The 21,298-nt window shown below is 70.0% G+C and carries 13 protein-coding genes; 8 read left to right on the plus strand and 5 right to left on the minus strand.

Annotated elements, in window-relative coordinates:
• The first annotated feature begins 87 nt into the window (after positions 1-87).
• From RN901_RS03835 to RN901_RS03845, 3 genes are read left to right on the plus strand one after another with little or no spacing between them, the layout of a single operon-like run.
• Positions 88-2,619 carry a prolyl oligopeptidase family serine peptidase gene (locus tag RN901_RS03835; RefSeq protein ID WP_310756120.1) on the plus strand — a complete coding sequence of 844 codons (2,532 nt, stop codon included), beginning with the start codon at positions 88-90 and terminating at the stop codon, positions 2,617-2,619.
• A complete protein-coding gene (locus tag RN901_RS03840; protein ID WP_310756122.1) occupies positions 2,616-3,233 on the plus strand; it encodes a hypothetical protein in 618 nt (205 codons plus the stop codon). The genes RN901_RS03835 and RN901_RS03840 overlap by 4 nt, the downstream gene beginning before the upstream one ends.
• 16 nt (positions 3,234-3,249) lie before the next feature.
• Positions 3,250-7,005 (plus strand): FG-GAP-like repeat-containing protein, encoded by a 3,756-nt coding sequence (locus RN901_RS03845; protein WP_310756124.1) that lies wholly within the window; start codon positions 3,250-3,252, stop codon positions 7,003-7,005.
• A gap of 28 nt (positions 7,006-7,033) precedes the next feature.
• On the opposite strand, the gene RN901_RS03850 is transcribed toward RN901_RS03845, so the two are convergent.
• Together RN901_RS03850 and RN901_RS03855 are read right to left on the minus strand one after the other, a co-directional pair.
• A complete protein-coding gene (locus RN901_RS03850; protein WP_310756126.1) occupies positions 7,034-7,582 on the minus strand; it encodes a hypothetical protein in 549 nt (182 codons plus the stop codon).
• A 98-nt stretch (positions 7,583-7,680) separates the two neighbouring features.
• Positions 7,681-8,136 carry a DoxX family protein gene (locus RN901_RS03855; protein ID WP_310756128.1) on the minus strand — a complete coding sequence of 152 codons (456 nt, stop codon included), beginning with the start codon at positions 8,134-8,136 and terminating at the stop codon, positions 7,681-7,683.
• A gap of 129 nt (positions 8,137-8,265) precedes the next feature.
• Here RN901_RS03855 and RN901_RS03860 point away from each other — a divergent pair, with 129 nt between their 5' ends.
• From RN901_RS03860 to dnaE, 3 genes are read left to right on the plus strand one after another with little or no spacing between them, the layout of a single operon-like run.
• The gene (locus RN901_RS03860) at positions 8,266-9,546 is read left to right on the plus strand and encodes a DNA polymerase Y family protein (protein ID WP_310756130.1); all 1,281 of its coding nucleotides are present in this window, start codon (positions 8,266-8,268) and stop codon (positions 9,544-9,546) included.
• 1 nt (position 9,547) lies between these two features.
• Positions 9,548-9,823 carry a hypothetical protein gene (locus RN901_RS03865; protein WP_310756132.1) on the plus strand — a complete coding sequence of 92 codons (276 nt, stop codon included), beginning with the start codon at positions 9,548-9,550 and terminating at the stop codon, positions 9,821-9,823.
• A gap of 6 nt (positions 9,824-9,829) precedes the next feature.
• Positions 9,830-13,303, plus strand: coding sequence for a DNA polymerase III subunit alpha (gene dnaE / locus RN901_RS03870; RefSeq protein ID WP_310756134.1), 3,474 nt, complete (start codon positions 9,830-9,832; stop codon positions 13,301-13,303).
• An 11-nt stretch (positions 13,304-13,314) separates the two neighbouring features.
• On the opposite strand, the gene RN901_RS03875 is transcribed toward dnaE, so the two are convergent.
• Entirely contained in the window at positions 13,315-14,109 is a 795-nt protein-coding gene (locus RN901_RS03875) for a DUF4377 domain-containing protein (RefSeq protein ID WP_310756136.1), read from the minus strand.
• Between the two features lie 151 nt (positions 14,110-14,260).
• On the opposite strand from RN901_RS03875, the gene RN901_RS03880 reads away from it, so the two are divergent.
• Positions 14,261-14,629 (plus strand): cupin, encoded by a 369-nt coding sequence (locus RN901_RS03880; RefSeq protein ID WP_345782350.1) that lies wholly within the window; start codon positions 14,261-14,263, stop codon positions 14,627-14,629.
• A 15-nt stretch (positions 14,630-14,644) separates the two neighbouring features.
• Here the strand turns inward: RN901_RS03880 and RN901_RS03885 are convergent, their stop codons facing one another.
• Positions 14,645-14,863 (minus strand): SelT/SelW/SelH family (seleno)protein, encoded by a 219-nt coding sequence (locus tag RN901_RS03885; RefSeq protein ID WP_310756140.1) that lies wholly within the window; start codon positions 14,861-14,863, stop codon positions 14,645-14,647.
• Positions 14,864-14,991: 128 nt separating this feature from the next.
• Between RN901_RS03885 and RN901_RS03890 the strand changes: the two genes are divergently transcribed.
• Complete coding sequence (locus tag RN901_RS03890; RefSeq protein ID WP_310756142.1) at positions 14,992-19,833, plus strand: NAD-glutamate dehydrogenase domain-containing protein; 4,842 nt, start codon at positions 14,992-14,994, stop codon at positions 19,831-19,833.
• 39 nt (positions 19,834-19,872) lie between these two features.
• Here RN901_RS03890 and glnA read toward each other — a convergent pair whose 3' ends face one another.
• Entirely contained in the window at positions 19,873-21,273 is a 1,401-nt protein-coding gene (gene glnA / locus RN901_RS03895) for a type I glutamate--ammonia ligase (protein WP_310756144.1), read from the minus strand.
• Between the last annotated feature and the right edge of the window lie 25 nt (positions 21,274-21,298).

Below are 21,298 nucleotides of genomic sequence, written 5' to 3' on the forward strand. Positions count from 1 at the left end.
CACCATTCGGATCGATACGTTGACCTGCACGTGTAAACGACCTGTACGTATAAACGGCGAAAGTTCGCAACCCGTTTCAGGAGTTCGATGATGAGGATCTTCCGCAGTTTCCCCGTCCTCTTCGCTCTGGCGTCGGTTGGCGCGGCGCCTCCGCCGCTGGCCGCTCAGGATGAGGAGGAGAAGGCCGGACTCGACATCTCGCAGGGGTACATCCTGCCCGATGCGACGGTGCAGGATCTCTTCGCGACCGACCCCAACTACGCGACGCTGGACCACATCAGTCCGGACGGCGATCACTTCGTCGTGCCGCTCTCCACGGAGCTGTCGACGCTGGCCGAGGTGGGGGAGGAGACGCTGCGCCTCGGGATGCTGGAGCTCCGGGCGCGCGCCGACCGCCCGTGGCATCTCGACATCTACGGACTGTACGGCTTCCGCTTCTATTCGCTGAGCGAGCGCGCCTATATCGACGTCGACTTGCCGGAGGGGACCTACGTGAGCGACCTCATGTGGTCGCCGGACGGGTCGCGGCTCGCGTTCCTCGCCCACCTCGAGGAGCGCACGGAGGTCTGGATCGCGGACGCGAGCGACGGGAGCGTGACGCCGGCGGGCGACGCGCGGGTCATCGCGACGATCGGGACCTCGTCGCGCGGCCAGGGATCGGCGCCTTCGCGCATGCTGCAGTGGACGCCCTCGGGCTCGGTCCTCACCCTCGCGGCGCCGGCGGACCGTGGATCCCCGCCGCCGGCTCCGGCCCTGCCGTCGGGACCGACGATCCGTCACACGCGGGCGGAAGCGACGCCGACGCGCACGATGCCCTTCCTGCTGGAGGACGAGCACGGCGCGGACCTGTTCGAGTACTACACGCGCAGCCAGATCGTGGAATTGGCGCCCGGCCGGTCCCCGCGGGCCGTCGGTGAGCCGGGCATGTACGAGTCGCTGTCGTCGAGTCCCGACGGGCGGCACGTGATCGCCACCCGCCTCACGCGTCCCTTCTCCTACATCGCGAGCTACACCAGCTTCCCACGGGTCACCGAGGTCATCGACCTGGAGAGCGGCGACGTGCTCGCCACGCTGGAGGAACGCGAACTGCGGGAAGGCGCGCGCGGCGGCGGCGGAACGGGCGGGGACCCGCGCGACTGGACGTGGCGTCCGGACGGGAGCGGGATCTCCTACCTGCAGCGCGCGGAGGCCGAGGACGGGGAAGACGAGGACGACGACCGCCCCGACCGCATCATGCTGCGGCGCGCCCCGTTCGGCGACGGCGATGCGGAGGTCGTGGCGACGAGCGATGACCGGATCTCGGGCGTCACCTACTCCGCGGACGGGCGCCACGCCTTCGCCGACGTGCGGCGGGATGGCGATGCCGCGCTTGTACACTACGCGCTGGGGGGCGGCGAGCCGGAGGGACACACGCTCGTCGCGTTCCACGACCCGGGCGACGCGGTCGAGTTGCCGGGCGATCTTCTCACGGCCCGCACCGGGAACGGGCTGGAGTACGCGTGGGTGTCGGCGGACGGGACGAGCGCCTACCTGCGCGGCGACGGGTGGAAGGAGGACTTCCGGCCGCAGCCGTTCGTCGACCGGCTATGGATCCCCGACGGGGCCACGGAGCGCTTGTTCGAGGGGTCGCGGGACAGCTTCGACCGGCCGCTCGTCCCGCTCGACGCCGATCTCGAGCGCATGGTCGTGAGCCGGGAAGGGAAGAACACGTTCCCGGACAGCCACCTGTGGACCCGTGACGGCGGGATGGAGAACCTGACGCGGAACGTGGATCCGTTCCCGCAACTCACCGCCGCGCGGCGCATCGACTTCGAGTTCACGCGCCGGGATGGGCTGGAGATCCAGGGGCGGGTGTCGCTCCCCGTCGATTACGTCGACGGCACGCGGGTGCCCGCCGTCTTCTGGACCTATCCCCGCGAGTACCGGAGCGAGGACGACTTCGACAACGCGACGATCCGCGCGCGCAACCACAACGCGTACACGAACCTGACCTGGCTGCGCTGGTCCGACATCTGGCTCACGCAGGGGTATGCGATCGTCTATCCCGACATCCCGATCGTCGGCGAGAACTACAACGACTACTACATCTCGAACATGGTCGACGGGATGTACGCGGCGATCCGCGCGGTGGACGCGCTCGGCGTCGTCGACATGGACCGGATCGGGCACGGCGGCCACAGCTACGGCGCCTTCGCGACCGCGAACTTCCTCGCGCACACGCCCTTCTTCAAGGCGGGGATCGCGGGGGACGGCGCCTACAACCGCTCGCTCACGCCGATGGGCTTCCAGGCCGAGCCGCGGGACATCTGGGAGGCGCCGCACGTGTACATGGAGATGTCCCCGTTCTTCAAGGCGGACCAGATCAACACCCCGCTCCTCCTCTACCACGGGGCGGATGACAACAACTCCGGCACCTATCCCATCCAGTCGAGGCGCATGATCCAGGCGCTCACCGGGCTCGGGAAGACGGCGGCGCTGTTCGAGTATCCCTTCGAGTCGCACACGCCGCGCGCAATCGAGAACAACCTCGACATGTGGGCCCGCTGGATCGACTGGTTCGACCGCTACGTGAAGGGCGCCGGGAAAGACGACGCGCGCACGGCGACCGATTCGCCGTGAAGCCGGCGAGCGCCGCGGTGCTGGGTGTTGGGCTGGGGCTCGTTGTGGGCGGGTTCGGGGGCCTGGCGCTGGGCGGGCAGTTCGGTGCGGCGGCGGGCGGCGACGGCGCGGCGGCGGACATTCTCGCCGGGATGGCCGAGCGGCAGGACGAGCGGCTCGGGCGGCTCACGCAGGAGGCGGACGAATCGGCCCAACTGCAGCGCGAACTCGCCCTCGCCCTCTTCTACCGCCTGCAGGAGTTCCGGCGCTTCGGGCTCGAGGGGCAGATCGTGACCTGGATCGTGCCCGGTGCGTCGGCGGGCTCCGGCGACCCGCTGGGCGGCTCGCTGTCCGGTGCCGTGCGCCTGCCCCAGTTGGCCGCGGACGCGGCAACGCGGGCGGAGTGGAGAGCCGTCTCCGGGCGTCTCGCCGCGATCGGGGCCGAGGTGGACCCCACCGTGTTCTCCGCCTTCGAGGACGTGCTGGAGTTCGTCGAGCGCCGCCCCTGGCCCGAAGGCTCGGGGTTGTCGGCGGCGGCCGCCTCCGGCTGGGCGGACCCCGCCACGGTGGAGACGTGGCTGTCCCTGAACCGGGCCCTCGTCGGCCGCGCGGATGCCATCCTCTCCGGATTCTGAGCGCCTCTCCCGCTTCGTGAACTGCCCCGTTTTCCGGATCGCCCCGCGCTTCCGGGCCGCAGCCGGCGTGTGCGCGCTCCTTGCGACGGTCGCTGCCTGCGGCCCGGCGGACTTCTCCGCGCCCGCGCAGCCCGAGGCGTGGACGGAAGTGCCCGGCGCCCGCTGGCGGCCCCTCGCGGTGGAGGGCGGCGGTGTGGGGTTCACGCCCGTTCCGCCGTCGTGGTCCGGCGTGGACTTCGGCAACGCGCTCACGGACTCGAGCTTCCTCGAGAACCAGATGCGGGGCAACGGCTCGGGGGTTGCGGCGGGCGACGTGAACGGGGACGGGCGGCCCGACCTCTACCTGGCCCGTCTCGAGGGCCCGAACGCCCTCTACATCAACCTGGGGGACTGGCGTTTCGTCGAGACGGCCGCGGAGGGCGGCGTGGCGGCCGCAGACCGGTTCTCGACCGGCGCGACCCTCGTCGACGTGGATGGCGACGGCGACCTCGACCTCCTGCTCACCTCCATCGAGGGTCCGAAGTCTCTCTTCCTCAACGACGGGACGGGACGGTTCGCGGAGACGCCGGAGGCCGGACTCCTGGACTCGCGCGGGGGGATGTCGAGCGCGCTGGCCGATGTCGACGGAGACGGGGATCTCGACCTCTATCTCACGCGCTACAAGAGCCGCTCCGTCCTCGACCTCTTCCCCGGAGACGAGGTCGCCTTCCCGAACACGGTGCGGCGCACGGGACGGGAGTTCGAGGTCGTGGAGCGCTTCGCCGACCACTACGAGCTGGCGTGGCGGGCCGACGGTGTCGTGCGGCTCGAAAGGGGGGAGGCCGACGAACTCTACTTGAACGAGTTCAACGAAGACGGCGGCGACGGCGGCGGCTTCCGGCACGCGCCGTTCTCCTCCGGCGCCTTCCTCGACGCCGACGGCGCGCCGCTGGAGGCCGCCCCGACCGAGTGGGGGTTGGCGGCCCGCTTCGGGGATCTGGACGCCGACGGGGACCCGGACCTCTACGTGGCGAACGACCTGCACAGCCCGGACCGGCTGTGGATCAACCGGGGGGACGGAACCTTCCGCCCGCCGCCGCCCCACGCGCTGCCCACGACGAGCGCCTCCTCCATGGCGGTGGACTTCTCGGATGTCGACCGGGACGGCGACGCGGACGTCTTCGTGCTCGACATGCTGGCCCGCGACTCGCGGTCGAGGAAGACGCAGGACCCGGTGTCGCGCGTGGAGCACACGCCGCCCGGCGAGGCCGCCGGGGCGCAGCAGGTGAACCGCAATACGCTGCTCGCCAGCCGGGGGGACGGCACCTGGGCGGAGATCGGGCGCCAGGCGAGGGTCGAGGCGTCCGGGTGGTCGTGGTCGGCGCTCTTTCTCGACGTGGACCTGGATGGATTCGAGGATCTGCTCATTCCGAACGGCCACATCCGGGACCTCATGGACGCGGACACGCAGATCTCGATCCGGGAGGCCGGGCTCTCCGGCGAGCGCGCGTCCACCCTCCTGTACCGTCCGCTGCCGCTGCACAACGTGGCGTTCCGGAACCTGGGCGGGGCCGGGTTCGAGGAGGTGGGGCGCGCGTGGGGCGTGGCGCCGGAGCCGGACGTGTCGCACGGGGCGGCGCTGGCGGATTTCGACGGGGACGGGGACCTGGACGCGGTCGTGAACCGGCTCGACCGCCCGGCCCTGCTGCTGCGCAACGACGCTGCGGCGCCCCGGCTGGCCGTCCGCGTGCGGGGGATGGCGCCGAACACGGCCGGGGTCGGGGCGAGCGTGTGGCTGGAGGTTCCCGGGCTGCCGCGCCAGACGAAGGAGATCGCGGCGGGCGGCGGCTACCTCTCGGGTTCGGAAGCGCTCGTCTCATTCGCGATGGGGGACGCCGCCGAGGGCACGCTGGGCGTGGAGTGGCGCGGCGGCGGCTGGGCGGTCGTACGCGTCGATGGCCCGAACCGGCTGTACGAAGTGTTCGAAACGGGGGCGTCGGAGGGCGCCGGGACGGCGACGCCTGCGCCGGCACCCGCCCCTGCGTCGGCGCCGTGGTTCGAACCGGACGAGAGCTTCGGGCCGATCCACGACGAGCCGCCGTTCGCCGAGGCGGCGCGGCAGCCGCTCCTCCCGCTGCGCCTGTCCCGGATGGGGCCGAGCGTGGCGTGGCACGACCTGGACGGCGACGGGGACCCCGACCTGCTCCTGGGCTCGGGCGCCGGCGCGGCGCCGGTGCTGTTCCGGAACGACGGCGGGCGGTTGGTCCGCGTGACGCTGGCCGGGCCGCGGGCGCCCGTCGACCAGGCCGCGGTGATTCCGCTCCCGGTGGCGGACACGGCCCGGGTGCTGCTCGGGCTGTCCAGCTACGAGGCGCCGCCGGCCGAGGCGACGCAGGTGCCCGCCGTGGTGTCCGCCGCGTGGCCCGCGGGCGCCATGGCGGGTGTGGCGGTGACCCCGCTCAACCGCGGCGTCGCGCCGGGGTCATCGGGGTCGGTGGGCCCGCTGGCCGTCGCCGACTACGACCTCGACGGACGCCTCGATCTCTTCGCGGGCGCGCGGGTCATGCCGGGCGGCTACCCACTTTCCGGCCTCTCCCGCGTCTTCCGGGGCCGTCCGGGAGGTGGCTTCGAGGAAGACCGTCGGGATGCGGCCGTATTCGAGCGCCTCGGCATGGTGACCGGCGCCGTGTTCACGGACTACGACGCGGACGGCGACCCGGACCTCGCCGTCTCCGTGGAGTGGGGCCCCGTCCGGCTGCTCAGGAACGACCGGGGGCGGTTCACCGAGGTCACGGAAGACGTGGGGCTCGGCGAGCGCCCCGGGCGCTGGAACGGCGTGTCCGCGGGCGATTTCGACGGCGACGGGCGTCCGGACCTGGTGGCGGTCTCCTGGGGGGACAACACCGAGTACCGCCCGACGGCCGGGGCCCCGCTCGAACTCCATTTCGGCGACGTGGACCGCAACGGCACCCTCGATCTCGTGGAGGCGCAGCGGGACGAACGGCTCGGCGCGTCCGCGCCGCTGGGCGCGCTGGGCCGGCTCGCCGAACACATCCCGCCGGTGGGCGGGCGCATACCGACGCGCGCGGCCTACGCCGAGGCGGACGTGAGCGAGGTGCTCGGCGCGTGGCCGGAAGGTCGGCTGGAGGCGGCGGAACTGCGGCACATGGTGTTCCTGAACCGGGGCGACCGCTTCGAAGCGGCGCCGCTGCCGCGCGAGGCGCAGCAGGCCCCTTCGCTCGGCGTCCTGGTGGCGGACGCCAACGGAGACGGTCGCGAGGACCTGTTCCTGTCCCAGAACTTCTTCGCCACGGACGAGGACACACCGCGCTACGACGCGGGGCGGGGGCTGTGGCTAGAGGGCGATGGGCGCGGCGGGTTCCGCCCGGTCCCGGGGCAGGAGTCGGGGGTCGCCGCCTACGGAGACCAGCGCGGCGCCGCGGTCGCGGACATCGACGGCGACGGCCGCCTCGACTTCGTGCTGGGGATCAACGGCGGCGCGGCGCGGCTGTTCCGCGGAGTCGGAACCTCGCCCGGCCTGCGGGTCCGCGTCGCCGGGCCGGCGGAGAACCGCCACGGAATCGGAGCCGTCCTGCGCGTCGTATACGCCGACGGCCTCGGCCCCGCGCGCGAAGTGAGGGCCGGGTCCGGGACCGGCTCCCACGACGACCCGCTGCAGATCCTCGGCCTCTCGGGCGACCCCGTGGCGATCGAGGTCCGGTGGCCCGGAGGCGCCGTCGAGCGCATCGAGGTCCCCCCGGGCACCCGGGCAGTGACAGCCGGCCCGCCGTAAAACCGGTGATCTAAAGCTGGACGGGGTTTTAGCCGCCGAGCGCGGAGCCGGCGAGGGCCCGCAGGTCGAGGCGGTCCTTCGGATCGAGCTGGCGGAAGTGGTGGCGCAGTTGGAGCGCCGCGTTGATCGCCGCCCGCAGGTGATCCTCGGCTGACCACGGTTCGCCCCCGAGGATTCCTCTCAGCCAGCCTTCCACGTCGGACCAGCGCCAGAACCGGTATCGGTCGTGAGGACTGTTGAGGGGCGCCGGGAATCCGCCCGGTCCGCGCTTTCCGTTCACCCACAGCCGGACGCACTCGCGCGAGCGCCCGATACGTTCGGCGATCTCGGACATCGAAACGAGGTCTAGATCTGCGATCCGAACCACCCGGAGACCATCGACCGATTCGGCATCCGCGATCGCCAAGGAGATCGCCTCGCAAAGGCTCGCCGCCTCGCGGTCGAAGTCCATGACCGGAATCCCGTTTGTGATTCCGATGGTCGCGTCATCGCATCCGGCTTCGTAGAGGGCATCGAAGACCTGTGGGTCGTCGATGTCCACTCCCTCGACGATCAGCGTAAAGCTATGGGTGGCCATTCCTTACCTTTTCGATGTCCTTCTTCGGGTGTCTCTGGAGCCTGATCATGCCCCACGATGTTGCGTCGTGTCAACACCGTATCAACGGGCGGAGTCGGTCAACCTGAGGCGGTGCGGCGGGCGAGTCGGGCGTCGAGGCTGAGGCGGTCGTCCTCGAACAGGATGAGCGCGAGGACGAGCAGGAGCGTGCGCGGGATGACGTGCGCGCTGAAGACGTAGAGCGGTTCGGCGAGCAGGTGTCCGAAGGTGACGAGGATGAGGACCCCGCCCAGCCCCAGCGCGGCGATCCGGCGCCGCCATCCCACCAGCATCAGCGCCCCGCAGGCCAGTTCGATGAAGGGGATCGCGACCCCGGCGGCCCACAGCGACCAGGCGGGGAGGAACGTGTCGGCGTAGGCCTCCACGAACAGGCCCCGCGCGTGCTGGACGGCCCCGAGTTCGAACACCTTCCAGAACCCGGCCATGAAGAAGATGAGGCCGAGGATCGTCCGGGCCACGAACGCGGCCCAGCTCTTCGGCGCGAGCGTCTCCCCCGTGTCAGGTTCCCGGTTCATGAGTCGAAAATAGCCGGCACTCGTTCGGTCGGCGACGCATCCCCGGGCTCTTGCATCCTGTTTCGAACCGCTTAGATTGGCCGGTCCTGTTTTCGGGTTTTATTCGGGTTTTCGGATTGGAAAGGCCGCATGGATGCAGGTCGCGGGAGCCGGATGGCGCTCTGCCTCTGGTGGCCGGGGTTCGAGCTGGAACTGGAGCGGGTCCGGACGCCGTCGCTCGCGGACCAACCGCTCGCGCTGCCGACACTGGGGGACCGCCGCCGCATCGAGATGGGGTGCGCGCTCGCGGCCTCGTTCGGCGTCGAGCCGGGCATGATCGTCTCGCAGGCGGTCGCGCTCTGTCCCTCGCTCATCCTCTGCGAGCCGGATCCGGATGTTCACGACGCGGCGCGCGACCGGGTGCTGGAAGTCCTCCACCGGTGGAGTCCGGTCGTCGAGCGGTCGACCGAACGGGGTCGGATGTTCGTGGGGGTCGACGGGCTCGAACGCCTGTACGGCCCGCCCCGGCGGCAGGTCGCGAGACTTCGGGCGAGGCTCGAGGCGCTGTCGCCGTGGCTCGCGTCGAGCGCGCGGATCGGCTGCGCGCCGGGAAAGTTCGCGGCCTGGGTAGCGGCGCGGTCCGCGGGGTCGGCGGGCTCCGGTCGGCCGGGCGCGGCCGTCTGCGTGGCGCCGGCCGACCTCGCCGCGTTCCTGGCGCTGCAGCCGGTCGATGTGCTGCCGGTGTCGCCACGCACGGTGGAACGGCTGAAGCGGCTCGGGGTCCGCCGGCTCGGGCAGCTCGTGCGCATGCCCGAGCCGGCGCTCGTGTCGCAGTTCGGGGCCGATGGGCGCCGGGCGCTCGCCTGGGCGCGAGGGACGCGCATCGACCGTGTGCGGCCGGAGGCGCCGGCCCGGCCGATTCGCGTCGCGCTCGACTTTCCGAGCCCGATCGGACAGCTCGAACTGTTGCACGCCGCGCTCGACCGGCTCATCGGTCGCGCGCTCGAGCATCCGCGGCGGCGCGGCAAGAGCGTCCGCGGCCTCAGGGTGTCGGCGAGCCTCGAGGACGGCGGCTCCTGGTCCATTCGCGCGATTGCCCGGGAACCCACGAGCGAGCCCGAACGGCTCGGGGCGTTCCTCCGCTCGCGGATCGCGCTCGACCGGCCCCGGCGCGCGGTCGAGACGCTGCGGCTCGAACTCTTCCGCTTCGGTCCGGCGAGCGCGCAGGCCGGGCTCTTCGACCCGAGGGAAGGCGCGTCCCGCGCCCTCGGCTCGCTGGAGACGAAGGATGGCGAACTCCTGCCCGCGCTCCGCCGCGCGGCGCGCCTGCTGCGGTTGCGGCTGGGAGGCGCCGCGCTGTTCCGGGTGCTCGAACTCGAGCCGAACTCCCGGATCCCCGAGCGTCGTCACGCGCTCATGGAACTCGCGTAGAGTGGCGAAGCGCCCGGCTGACGCGGGGAAGCTGCGCCCGCTCAACCGGCCGCGTCCGGTGCGGGTCCGGCTCGGCGGCGCCGGGGTGCCCGTGAGCCTCGAGATCCGGGGGCGCTGGCGGCGGATCGGCGACGTGCTCGACCAGTGGCGGATCGATGACGAGTGGTGGAGGGAACCGATCTCGCGCGCCTACTTCTCGATCGTGCTCGACAACGGCGCCCAACTCACCGCGTACCACGATCTGATGCTGGATCGCTGGTTCCTGCAGCCGGAATAGCCGCCGGTGGTCGACTACGTCGAACTGCACGCGCACTCGGCCTTCTCCTTTCTCGATGGGGCGTCGCGGCCCGAGGAACTCGCGGCGCGCGCGCTCGAACTGGGCTATCCCGCGCTCGCGCTCACCGACCACGACGGGCTGTACGGCTCGATGGAGTTCGCGCGGTTCGCCCGCGCCCGCGGGTTGCAGCCGATCACCGGCGCGGAACTCACCCTCGCCTCGCCGTTCGCCGCCGCCGGAGACGTTCCCGCGGGAACGTCCGGAGGCCGCGCGCCGGCGGAACGGGGGGCGGAAACGGGCGACTGCCACGTCACGGTGCTGGCGGAGAACGCGACGGGGTACGCGAACCTGTGCCGGCTCATCACGCAGGCGCACATGGAGAGTCCGCGCGGGGCGCCCCGGCTCGACCTCGACGCGCTCCTCGAGCGGCCCGAGGGGCTCATCCTCCTCAGCGGGTGTCGCCGAAGCCCTCTCCTGGCGGCGTTCGAGCGGGGGACGGACGAAGCCGAGCGGCTGGCCGGCCGCCTGCGCGACGCGTTCGGTCCCGGAAACCTCTTCGTCGAACTCCAGAACAACGCGGCCCACGGCGACCTCGCGCGCGGCCGGGCGCTGGGCGCGCTGGCCGACCGGCTCCGCATTCCGGTCGTGGCCACGGGCAACGTCCACTACCACGTCGCCGACCGGCACCGTCTCCAGGATGTCCTGGTCGCGATCCGGAACCGGACGACGGTCGACGATTCACACGAACTCCGCCGTCCCAACGCCTGCTTCCACCTCGCCTCGCCCCGGGAGATGGCGTGGCGCTTCGCGTCGCGGCCCGACGCGCTCCGCAACACGCGCGCGATCGCCGAGCGTTGCCGGGCGTTCGATCTCACGGCCGACCTCGGCTACAGCTTCCCCGACTTCAGGGGAAGCGGCTCCGCCCCCGCGATTCGCGTGCTCCAGCAGGTCTGCCGCAGGGCGTTCGAGATCCGCTATCCCCCCGGCAGCAGGTACCGCCGCAAAGCCGAGGAGCGGCTCGCCACCGAACTCGCGCTCGTCGACCGGCACGACCTGGCCGGGTTCTTCCTCGTCTATCACGACATCCTCGAACTGGCCCGGGAGGTCGCGCACCGCGTGCGGGGCGACTCGATGCCGCGCCAACTGCTTCCGCCGGGGCGGGGACGCGGGTCCTCGGTCTCCTCCATCCTCTGTTATCTGATCGGACTCTCCCATGTCGACCCGGTACGGACGAACCTCTTCCTCGGCCGGTTCCTGAACGACGCCATGGGGAGCGTCCCCGACATCGACATCGACTTTGCGCGCGATATTCGAGAGGAACTGATCCTCGCCGTCTACGAGCGCTACGGGTACGACCACGTCGGGCTCGTGTGCACCTTCCCCACCTACCGCACGCGCTCGATCGTGCGCGAACTGGGCAAGGCGCTCAGCCTCCCGTCCGGCGACGTGGAGAAGCTGGCCAAACTCGCCGAACCCGGAGAGGACGGGTTCATGGCCGAACTCGATCGCATCCCCGGCCTCGAAGCGCGCGCGAATTCGCGCATCTGGCGGGCCTTCGCCGAACTGGCCGGGGAGATCAAGGGACTCCCGCGGCACATCTCCCAGCATGTGGGCGGGATGATCATCTCGAGCCGGCCGCTGGTGGAGATCGTCCCGCTCGAGCCCGCCGCGTGGGAGGGGCGCGTCCTCTGCCAGTGGGACAAGGACTCCTGCGACGACGCGCGCTTCATCAAGATCGACTTCCTCGCGCTCGGGATGCTATCGCTCGTCGAGGAGGCGGTGGAGACGATTCATCTGCGCCATGGCGAGATCCCCGATCTCTCCCGCATTGACTATGAAGATGAGGAGATTTACGACCGCATCTGTTCGGGAGACACGGTGGGGCTGTTCCAGGTCGAGAGCCGCGCGCAGATCCAGATGCTGCGGCGGGTGCGGCCCCGGAACCTGGCGGACCTCGCGGTCCAGGTCGCGATCGTGCGGCCGGGCCCGATCGTCGGTGGGGCGGTCAACCCCTACGTCCGGCGGCGCGAGAAGCTGCGCAAAGACCCGGACTTCGTCGTCCCCTACGACCATCCCCTGCTCGAGGAGGCGCTCGGCGAGACCCTGGGCGTGATCATCTTCCAGGACCAGGTGCTGCAGGTGTGCAAGGCGCTCGCGGGCTTCAGCGACGGCCAGGCCGAGGGGCTGCGGCGCGCCATGAGCCGCAAGCGCTCGCGCGAGGCGCTGCTGAAGTATTGGACGGCGTTCCGCGACGGCGCGGCGGCGAAGGGGGTCGACGGTCCCACCGCGAAGAAAGTGTTCGAACAGGTTGTCGCGTTCTCGGAGTTCGGATTCCCGAAGTCGCACGCGGTGGCGTTCGGGCTCCTCGCCTTCCAGTCCGCCTGGCTCCGCGATCGCTACCCGCCCGAGTACTACGTCGGGCTCTTCAACAACCAGCCGATGGGGTTCTATTCGCTCGACGCGATCGGCCGCGATGCGCGCCGGCACGGGGTCGGCGTCCGGCTCCCGGATCTGAACGTCAGCGGGGTCGCCTGCACCGCCGAGGGGGGCGATGTCCGCATCGGTCTCGGCATGGTCCGCGACTGGGGAGCGGAAGCGGCCGAACTCGTCGTGGCCGAGCGCGAGCGGAGTGGGCCGTTCGCGTCGCTGCCCGACTTTCTGCGCCGCACCCCGGCCGCGCTCAAGCGGGCCGCGATCGAAAACCTGATCTGGGTCGGCGGGCTCGATGCGCTGGGGATCGAACGTCGCGACCTGCTGTGGCAGACGGGGTTCTGGCTGGGCCCGGAGGCCGAAACGGAAGCGGAACGCCGCCGCCGCGAACTGGCGACGAGCGCCGCGGGGCTGGGCGGAGACGCGCCGCCCCCCGTACGGGGCCGCCGGAGCGCCGACCGCTCGGACCAGGGACAGATCGAACTCGCGCTGGACGATCCCTACGCGGATCTCCGCTTCGCGGGCACGCACGACATGGAGAAGCTGATCGCGGAGTACCGCCTCCTCTCCTTCGCCGCCTCGCAGCACCACCCGTTCGCGCTCGTGGGCGACCACCTCCCCGAGCGCACAGTCTCCTCGGCCCGCTTCCCCGATCTCCCGGGTGGGAGCGAGGTGCGGGTGGCCGGGATCGTGGTGGCCCGCCAGCGTCCGCAGACGGCCAGCGGCTACATCTTCATCCTCATGGAGGACGAATTCGGACCCGTCAACGCGATCGTGAGGCCCGAGGTATACCAGGAATGCCGCGCCGCGATCCGCCTCGAACCCTTCCTCTACATCGACGGCACGCTCCAGAAGGACGGCGCGACGTACAACGTGCTCGCCGGGGGCGTGTACCCGCTGCGCCTGAGCCCCGAACTCCGCCTGGGCCGCGAGACGGTCCCCGCCGTTGAAGGGGAGGATGAGACGCCCGACCCGTTCACGTACCTGGAGGCGCTGAGACGCGACCCGCCCCCCACCATGAGCTGGGGCCGCGGCGGCGGCTGCCGCTGACGAAGGGGCTGCTAGGTGCCCGAGGTGGCCTCGAGCGTTTCGAGCCAGCGATAGCCGTAGGCCGGAACATCGGGTGACCCGGTCATGCCGTCGGGGAACATGTCGAATCTCTCGACGCGCAGGCGGTAGTCGACTTCGTGCCGGGGCTGGAAGCCCACGATCTCGCCGCGGTACGGGGCGCCGTTCACGACCTTGCAGTACCCGGGATAGCCATCGCCGCACTCGACCCGGTGGCGATCGATGGCGATCTCCTCTTCCGTGCCCGCCGCCCGGGTTCTCGAGACGACTTCGCTCAGCACATACCGGCCGTCGGCGTACCGGTCGGCCTCGAGGACGTAGTGGTAGCCCGCCTCATACTCGAAGCTCGTGATGATGTCGTCGTACGGCACGCCGTCCAGCACCATGCAGAAATCGTCGCTCCGCGCGCACACGACCCGCGCCGGACCTGCCGACAGGGTGGCGGGGGTGGATGGCGCCGGGGTCTTCTCCAGTTGCTCCAGCAGACGATACGCATACCGGCCGGCATCCTGCGGCGGTTCCCGCCCGTCCCAGGGATCGTACTTGCCGATCCGCAGACGATAGTCGTAGCCGGCCTCGTATTCGAACTCCTCGATCCCGTCGTAGAACAGCTCGCCGTTGACCACCATGCACGTCCGCAGGCCTACCCCGTAACACTTGGCGAGAGTGGGGCCGACGGTCACATCCAGCGTCTCGAGGTACGCGGACCCGTCCGGTCCCACGGACCCGCCACAGCCGGCAGCGACCGGCGCAAACAGGAAGAAGCAAGCGAAGTTTCTTGAGTTCATATACCGATCGACTACCCACAAGCCGCCCACAGGTTCTACGCTGCGGACATCCGACCGGCCTGATCGCGGGCGCGGCAGCGCGGTGGCCGCCGGTGTATCATGTCACACCATGGAACGGCATACGGCAGGGTCCGGCCGCACGGCCGCACGCATGCGCACCGAAGAGCCGGAGGCGGCGCGCCGCGGCGAGCCCCGAATCGTGGACAAGCCCTGGGGGCGGGAAGTGTGGTACGCCCACACGGACCGCTACGCGGGGAAGGTCCTCGAAGTCGAAAAGGGGCACATCCTCTCGCTGCAGAAGCATCTCGTGAAGCACGAGACGATGCTCCTCCAGTCCGGGCGCATGCGCTTTACGCTCAACGACGCGGTCTTCGAATGGCTCCCGGGCGAGGTCGTCTCGATCCCGCCCGACAACGTGCACCGCATGGAGGCGCTCGAGGACAGCGTCATCCTCGAGGTGAGCACGCCGGAACTGGACGACCTGGTGCGCCTCGACGACCGCTACGGTCGGGCCCGCTAGCCCGGGCGCGTCCCGCTAACCCAGCGCGTCGAGGATCTCCTCATGGGACGGGTGTCGGCCGGTGGCGGCCTTCGAATAGATGAGCTTTCCTTCCGCCACGACCTCGAAGCGGCCGCCGCCGGAGGGGATCATCTCGATATCGACATCCGCGAACCGATCTCTGAGGGTAGCCGCCAGACTGGCGGCTTTCGGTTCGTAGTTTCAAGCGGTGCAGTATTCGATGGATATATGCATCCCCGTCGTCCCTTTCGTCGTCTCTTTTTCCGTTCCGACGGCGCGTCGCGCCCGCCGTCGAGGGTTCCGGTCCGGAGGCCGGCACGTTCGCCGTTGACCCTGTGCGGCACAATGGGGTATCTACGGGCATGAAACACAAGCCTGCGCAGCAGTCGGACCTCGGCCCCCTGATCCGCGAGATCGAATCGCGACTCCCGGACGCGCCCGGCGACGCCGTCCGCGGTCTTTCCCGCCGTCTCTTCAGCCGCGGCTACACTCACATCGCGGATGGACGTCCGGTCCGCGCTCTGGCCGACGATGTCGCCGCCCTCTACCGCCTCGTCGCCGGCGCCGCCGACGGCGAAATTGCGATCCGACTCGCCTGGGACGAGGACGATCCGTCGCGCGGCGTGCTCCAGACAGTGATGGAGGACCGGCCCTTCATCGTCGACACCCTGCGCGAGTATCTCCACTCGGCGGGGCTCGACATACCGCTCCTTCTCCACCCGGTCGTCGTCGTGGACCGGGACGCGTCCGGCCGCGTGCTCGACATCCGCGACCACTCCGCCGAAGGCACGCGCGTGTCGGTCGTCCACGTCGTGCTCGACGACGCCCACCACGCCGAGGTCCGGGAGACGCTGGAAGCCGAGGTCCGGCGGCGCCTCGAACTCGTGAGGGCCGTCACCGAGGACTTCTCTCCCATGATCGAGCAGGTGGGGACGCTCGTCAGTGAACTCGAGGCCAAGCGGACCGAGACGCCATGGCGCAGCGCCGAATTCGAGGAGATCCAGGACCTCCTCCGGTGGCTCGTGGACCCCGGGTTCGTCTTCCTCGGCTATCGCGCCTACCAAATCGAGACGGATGACGCCGGTCGGGACTGGATCCGCGTCGACGAAGGGAGCGGGCTCGGGATCCTCCGGGCCGACGACACATCGAAATATTACGAACCCCGCCCCCTGGACGAACTCCCCGCCTACCTCCGCGCCCGGGTGCTGGGAGGCCCGCTCCTCATCATCTCGAAGACCAACGCCCAGAGTCCGATTCGGCGCAACGTCCGCATGGACTATGTGGGCATCAAGCGCCTGCGCCCGGACGGCACGGTGTACGGCGAGCACCGGTTCCTCGGCCTGTTCACGGCGAAGGCGTTCTCGCAGGACGCCTCCTCCATCCCGATCCTGCGCCGCAAGCTGCGCGAGATCCTTCAGCAGGAAGCCGCGCCCCCGGGATCGCACGACTACAACGTCATCCTGGGGACGTTCAACTCGATGCCGAAGGAGGAACTGTTCCTCGCCTCGGTGGAGGAGATCCGCTCCGTCATCGACGCGGTGATGGCGGCCGGAGGCGGGGACGATGTGAGGGTCACGGCGCGTCCCGACCAGCTCGGCCGGGGCGTCCAGCTCCTCGTCATCCTCCCCAAGACCCATTTCTCCGGGCAGGTGCGGAGGCGGCTGCAGGCGGCGCTGATCGAGGCCTACCGGGGGACCCTCCTCAACTATCACCTCGCGCTCGGCCAGGGCGACCAGGCGCGCCTCCACTTCTACCTGGCCCACGACCCGGACGAGGTGGGATCGGTCGACCTCGACGCCGTTCAGACCAAGGTCCGCGCGATCGTCCGCACCTGGGAGGAGCGCCTCGAGGACGCGCTCGATGCCGTCCACGGTCCCACGCGGGGCCACGAACTCGCGACGCACGTCGTGCGTTTCTCCACCGGCTACCAGGCGGCGATGGACATCGACACCGCGGTCGAGGATGTGGCCTGTCTCGCGCGGCTGGCCGAGACGGGCGAGAGCCAGGTGCTGCTCAAACGGTCCCCGGGAGAAGGGGACGGGCGGCACTACCAGCTGCGGCTGTACGCCCGGAAGGGTCACTACGTCCTGAGCGACGTGATCCCCACGCTCGAGAACCTGGGGCTCCGGGTGCTCGACTCGCTCCGCTTCACGATCCAGCTCAAGGATGAGACGCCCGACGCGACGGAAGAGACGTTTGCGGCGCGCGTCCAGTCCTTCGAGGCCGAGGCGATGCGCGCCGGCGACCTCGATATCGCGGCCGCGCAGGACCGGATCGGCGACATGCTGCGGGCCATCCGGGCGGGGATCGCGGAAGATGACCGGCTGAACGAACTCATCGTGACCGCCGGTCTCACCTGGCGGGAGGTATCGGTACTCCGGGCCTACGCGGGCTACGAGTTCCGCGTCGGCGCCGTCGCGGCTCCCACGGGCGGCCAGTTTCCGCTCACGGCGTACCCCGACATCGCGCGCTGCATCTTCCGGGCCTTCGAGGCACGCTTCGATCCGGAGGCACAGGAGGGGGCGGCCGACACGATGCGGCGTCTGAAGCGCGAGTTCGCGCGCGGGCTGGCTTCGGTGCGCGGGATCGAGGACGACCGGACGCTGCGGCGGATGATGGAACTCGTCCACGCCACCGTGCGCACGAACCATTATCGGGGCGAGTTGCGCCGGTCGCCCCTTCTCGCGCTCAAGATCTCGAGCCGCTCCGTCGACTTCATTCCGGAGCCGAAGCCGAAGCACGAAGTCTACCTGCGCGGCCCCCGCACGGAGGCCGCCCACCTGCGCATGGACGACGTGGCGCGCGGCGGGATCAGGTGGAGCGACCGCTACGGGGATTTCCGGGTGGAAGTGCTCGGACTCGTGAAGACGCAGAGGGTGAAGAACGCCGTCATCGTGCCCGGCGGCGCGAAGGGTGCCTTCATCGTGAAGGGCCTGCCGGAGGGTCGCAACGAACGGCTCGCGGCAGGGCTGGACAGTTACCGGGATTTCATTCGCGGGCTGCTGGAAGTCTCGGATGACGTTGTCGACGGCGAGGTGACCCAACCCCGGGGGATGGTGATCCACGACGGACCCGACCCCTACCTCGTCGTCGCGGCGGACAAAGGGACGGCGAAGAACTCGGATACGGCCAACGAACTCGCGGCGGAAGCGGGCTTCTGGCTCGATGATGCCTTCGCCTCCGGCGGATCGCAGGGGTACGACCACAAGAAAGAGGGGATCACGGCCCGCGGCGCGTGGGAATGCGTGAAGCGCCACTTCCGCGAAGCGGACATCGACTACGAGAACGAACCCTTCACGGCGGTCGGCATCGGGGACATGAGCGGCGACGTGTTCGGCAACGGGATGTTGCTCAGCAAGCAGATCCAGCTCGTCGCCGCCTTCGATCACCGCGACATCTTCCTCGATCCGAACCCGGATCCGAAGGCGTCGTGGGAGGAGCGGAAACGGCTGTTCGAGCTCCCCGCCTCATCGTGGGCCGACTACGACGCCGAACTTCTGAGCGAAGGGGGCGGCGTCTACGACCGAACGGAGAAGCAGATCCCCCTCTCGCCGCAGATCCGCGAGCGCCTCGCCATCGATGACGAGGAGATGAACGGGAACGAGCTGATCCGCGCGATCCTGTCGGCGCCGGTCGACCTCCTCTGGAACGGCGGCATCGGCACGTACGTGAAGGCGAGTTCGGAACGCCACGCCGATGTCGGCGACCCGAGCGGCGATCCCACGCGGGTCGACGCAACGGACATTCGGGCGCGGGTCGTGGGGGAGGGCGGAAATCTCGGCTTCACGCAGCGCGCGCGGGTGGAATACGCGCTCCGCGGGGGGAGCATCAACACCGACGCCGTGGACAACTCCGCCGGTGTCGACATGTCCGACCACGAGGTCAACCTCAAGATCCTGCTGGGCGCCCCGCTGTCGCGCGGAGGGATCGACTACGGGGCGCGAAACGATCTGCTCCGCGAGTGCACCGATGAGGTCGCGTGGAAAGTCCTCCGCAACACGTACAGCCAGAGCCTCGCGATCAGCCTGGACTACATCCGGGCGCGGCGCGCGCCCGCCGCATTCCACGAGGTGATCCAGCGCTTCGAGCGGGAGGGGATCCTGGATCCGGCCCTCGAATACCTGCCGGCGGGCGAGGAACTCATCGAACGGGAGAATGCCGGGGCGCACCTCACGAGGCCCGAACTCGCCACCGTAATGGCCTACTCCAAGCTCCACCTCAAGCATGCGCTCACGGAGTCCAGCGTGTCCCGCGACCCGGCCATGATGGAGCTCGTGGAGGATTACTTCCCCTTCGGGGCGCTGAAGGAGGTCGAGACGGCGGACCTCGAGGAGCACCGGCTGCGCCCGAACATCTCGAGCATGCTGCTGACGAACCGCTACGTGGACCGCATGGGCGCCACGAGCCACATCCGGCTCATGGAGGAGACCGGCCGCGCCGCCGCGACCGTCGCCCGCACCTGGTATGTGGCGTCACGGATCGCGGACGCCGAGGATCTGTACGAGCGGCTGCGCGTCGCCGATGTCCGGATGCGGAGCGGGGCGCAGAACGAGTGCTACCTCGCCATGGCCGACGCGCTGACGCGCGCGACGCGATGGCTCCTGCAGCGCACCGACCCCGCGGAGCCGGTCAGCGAGGCGATCGAGTGGCTGCACGACCCCGTGCGGGCGGTCCGCGAGGCCCTGCCGGAACTGCTCACCGCGGAGCGGCTGGAGCGGTTCGAGTCGACCTGCTCGCTGCACGAGATGGACGGACTCGATCCGGACGGCGCGGCGCAACTGGCGACCTTCCGCTACGTGGACGAACTGCTGCCGATCGCCAGCCTCATCCGCGAGACGGGCGCCGGCACGCGCGAGGTCGGCGCCGTGTACTTCGGTCTCGCCGAGGAGATCGACTTTCCGTGGCTGCGGAGCCGCGTCTACTCGCTGGCCACGGACGATCCGTGGGACCAGAGGGCGGCGCGCATCCTCGTCACGCGACTCGAACGCGCGCGCTCGCGCATGGCGGCGCAGATCATCGCCGGTGCCGAAGCGTCGACGACGGACGACGCGATGCGATCCTTCCGGCGGCGGAATGCCGTGGGGTTGAGTCGAATCCGGAACGTGATCGCCGACGTGCGGAGCACCGGGGCGGAACTCCCCGGGCTCGTCGTGGCCGTCGACGCCGTCAACGATCCGGGGATCCTGGAACCCCCGGACCGCTGATCGGCTTCAGCCGGCCGCGCGTGGGCTGGCAGTTGTGGGCTAGTAGTTGACGTACTGCTCGAGTTCCCACTCGGAGACCGACGCCACGTAGTCGCTCCACTCGGCCTTCTTGCGGCTCACGAACTGCTCGAAGATGTGATCGCCGAGCGCGTCCTTCATCACTTCGTTCGCCTCGAGTTCCTCCACGGCCTCGCCGAGATTCGCGGGCAGCACCTCGAGCCCGATCCTCGCCCGCTCCTCATCGGACAGCTTCCACACGTTCGTGTCGAGCGGCGGGCCGGGATCGATCTGGTTCTCGATGCCGTCGAGGCCGGCGGCGAGCTGGACGGCCGTCGCCAGGTAGCCGTTGCAGGACGGGTCGGGCATGCGGAACTCGAGCCGCGTTCCGACGCCGCGCTGCTCCGGGATACGGATCATCGGCGAGCGGTTCCGCTGCGACCACGCGATGGAGATCGGCGCCTCGTAGCCCGGAACGAGCCGCTTGTAGCTGTTCACGATCGGGTTGGTGACCGCCGCGATGGCCCGCGCGTGCTTCTTGAGGCCGCCGATGTAGTGGAGCATGACCTCCGCCAACTGGTAGTCGGCGTCCGGGTCGTGGAAGATGTTCTTCCCATCCTTGAACAGCGACTGGTGCGTGTGCATGCCCGAGCCGTTCGCGCCGAAGATGGGCTTCGGCATGAACGTCGCGTGGAGCCCGTGCGCATGCGCGATGTTGCGGACGATGAACTTGAAGGTCATGAGGTCGTCCGCGGTCCGCAGCGCCTCGCCGTACTTGAAGTCGATCTCGTGCTGGCCCTCGGCGACTTCGTGGTGCGCGGCCTCGATGTCGAGCCCCATCGCCTCCATCCCGGTGACCATCTCACGCCGCGCGCGCTCGGCGAGGTCCGACGGCGTGAGGTCGAAGTACCCGCCATTGTCGTGGGTGACGAAGTTGCAGCTGCCGTCATCGTTCGTGTTGAAGAGGAAGAACTCGGCCTCGACGGCGGAGTACATCGTGTAGCCCATCGCCTCGGCCCTGGCGACGACGCGCTTCAGCGCCGCGCGCGGGCAGCCGCCGAACGGCTTGTTGTACGGGCGCCGGACGTCGCAGTACATCTGGGCCACCCGGGCGTCCGGGTTCCCCCACGGGAAGATCCGGAACGTGTCCAGGTCCGGCCTGAGGAGCATGTCGCTCTCCTCGATGCGCACGTAGCCCGCGATCGACGAGCCGTCGAACATGACCTTCGCGTCGAACCCGTCTTCGAGCTTGCTCGTGGGGACCTCGACATTCTTCGCGAAACCGTTGATGTCGATGAAGATGAGACGAAGGAAGCGGACGTTCAGATCCTCGCAGAGCTTCAGGATCGCGTCCCGGTCGCCCGAGGCGACGATGCTCCCGTAGTCGTCGTATCGAATGTGCGAGGGGTGTTCACTGGGTGCCGCAAAAACGGCGTCGGACATGGCGCGACCTCCGGGTCACTTGGGG

Source organism: Candidatus Palauibacter soopunensis (assembly GCF_947581735.1).
Classification (GTDB): Bacteria; Gemmatimonadota; Gemmatimonadetes; order Palauibacterales; family Palauibacteraceae; genus Palauibacter; species Palauibacter soopunensis.

Bases quoted from the DNA above. Each gene is read 5' to 3' on its own strand.
- RN901_RS03875 (WP_310756136.1), bottom strand. From the start codon at position 14,109: ATGAACTCAAGAAACTTCGCTTGCTTCTTCCTGTTTGCGCCGGTCGCT.
- RN901_RS03880 (WP_345782350.1), top strand. From the start codon at position 14,261: ATGCGCACCGAAGAGCCGGAGGCGGCGCGCCGCGGCGAGCCCCGAATC.
- RN901_RS03850 (WP_310756126.1), bottom strand. From the start codon at position 7,582: ATGGCCACCCATAGCTTTACGCTGATCGTCGAGGGAGTGGACATCGAC.
- RN901_RS03890 (WP_310756142.1), top strand. From the start codon at position 14,992: ATGAAACACAAGCCTGCGCAGCAGTCGGACCTCGGCCCCCTGATCCGC.
- RN901_RS03860 (WP_310756130.1), top strand. From the start codon at position 8,266: ATGGATGCAGGTCGCGGGAGCCGGATGGCGCTCTGCCTCTGGTGGCCG.
- RN901_RS03835 (WP_310756120.1), top strand. From the start codon at position 88: ATGATGAGGATCTTCCGCAGTTTCCCCGTCCTCTTCGCTCTGGCGTCG.
- RN901_RS03855 (WP_310756128.1), bottom strand. From the start codon at position 8,136: ATGAACCGGGAACCTGACACGGGGGAGACGCTCGCGCCGAAGAGCTGG.
- glnA (WP_310756144.1), bottom strand. From the start codon at position 21,273: ATGTCCGACGCCGTTTTTGCGGCACCCAGTGAACACCCCTCGCACATT.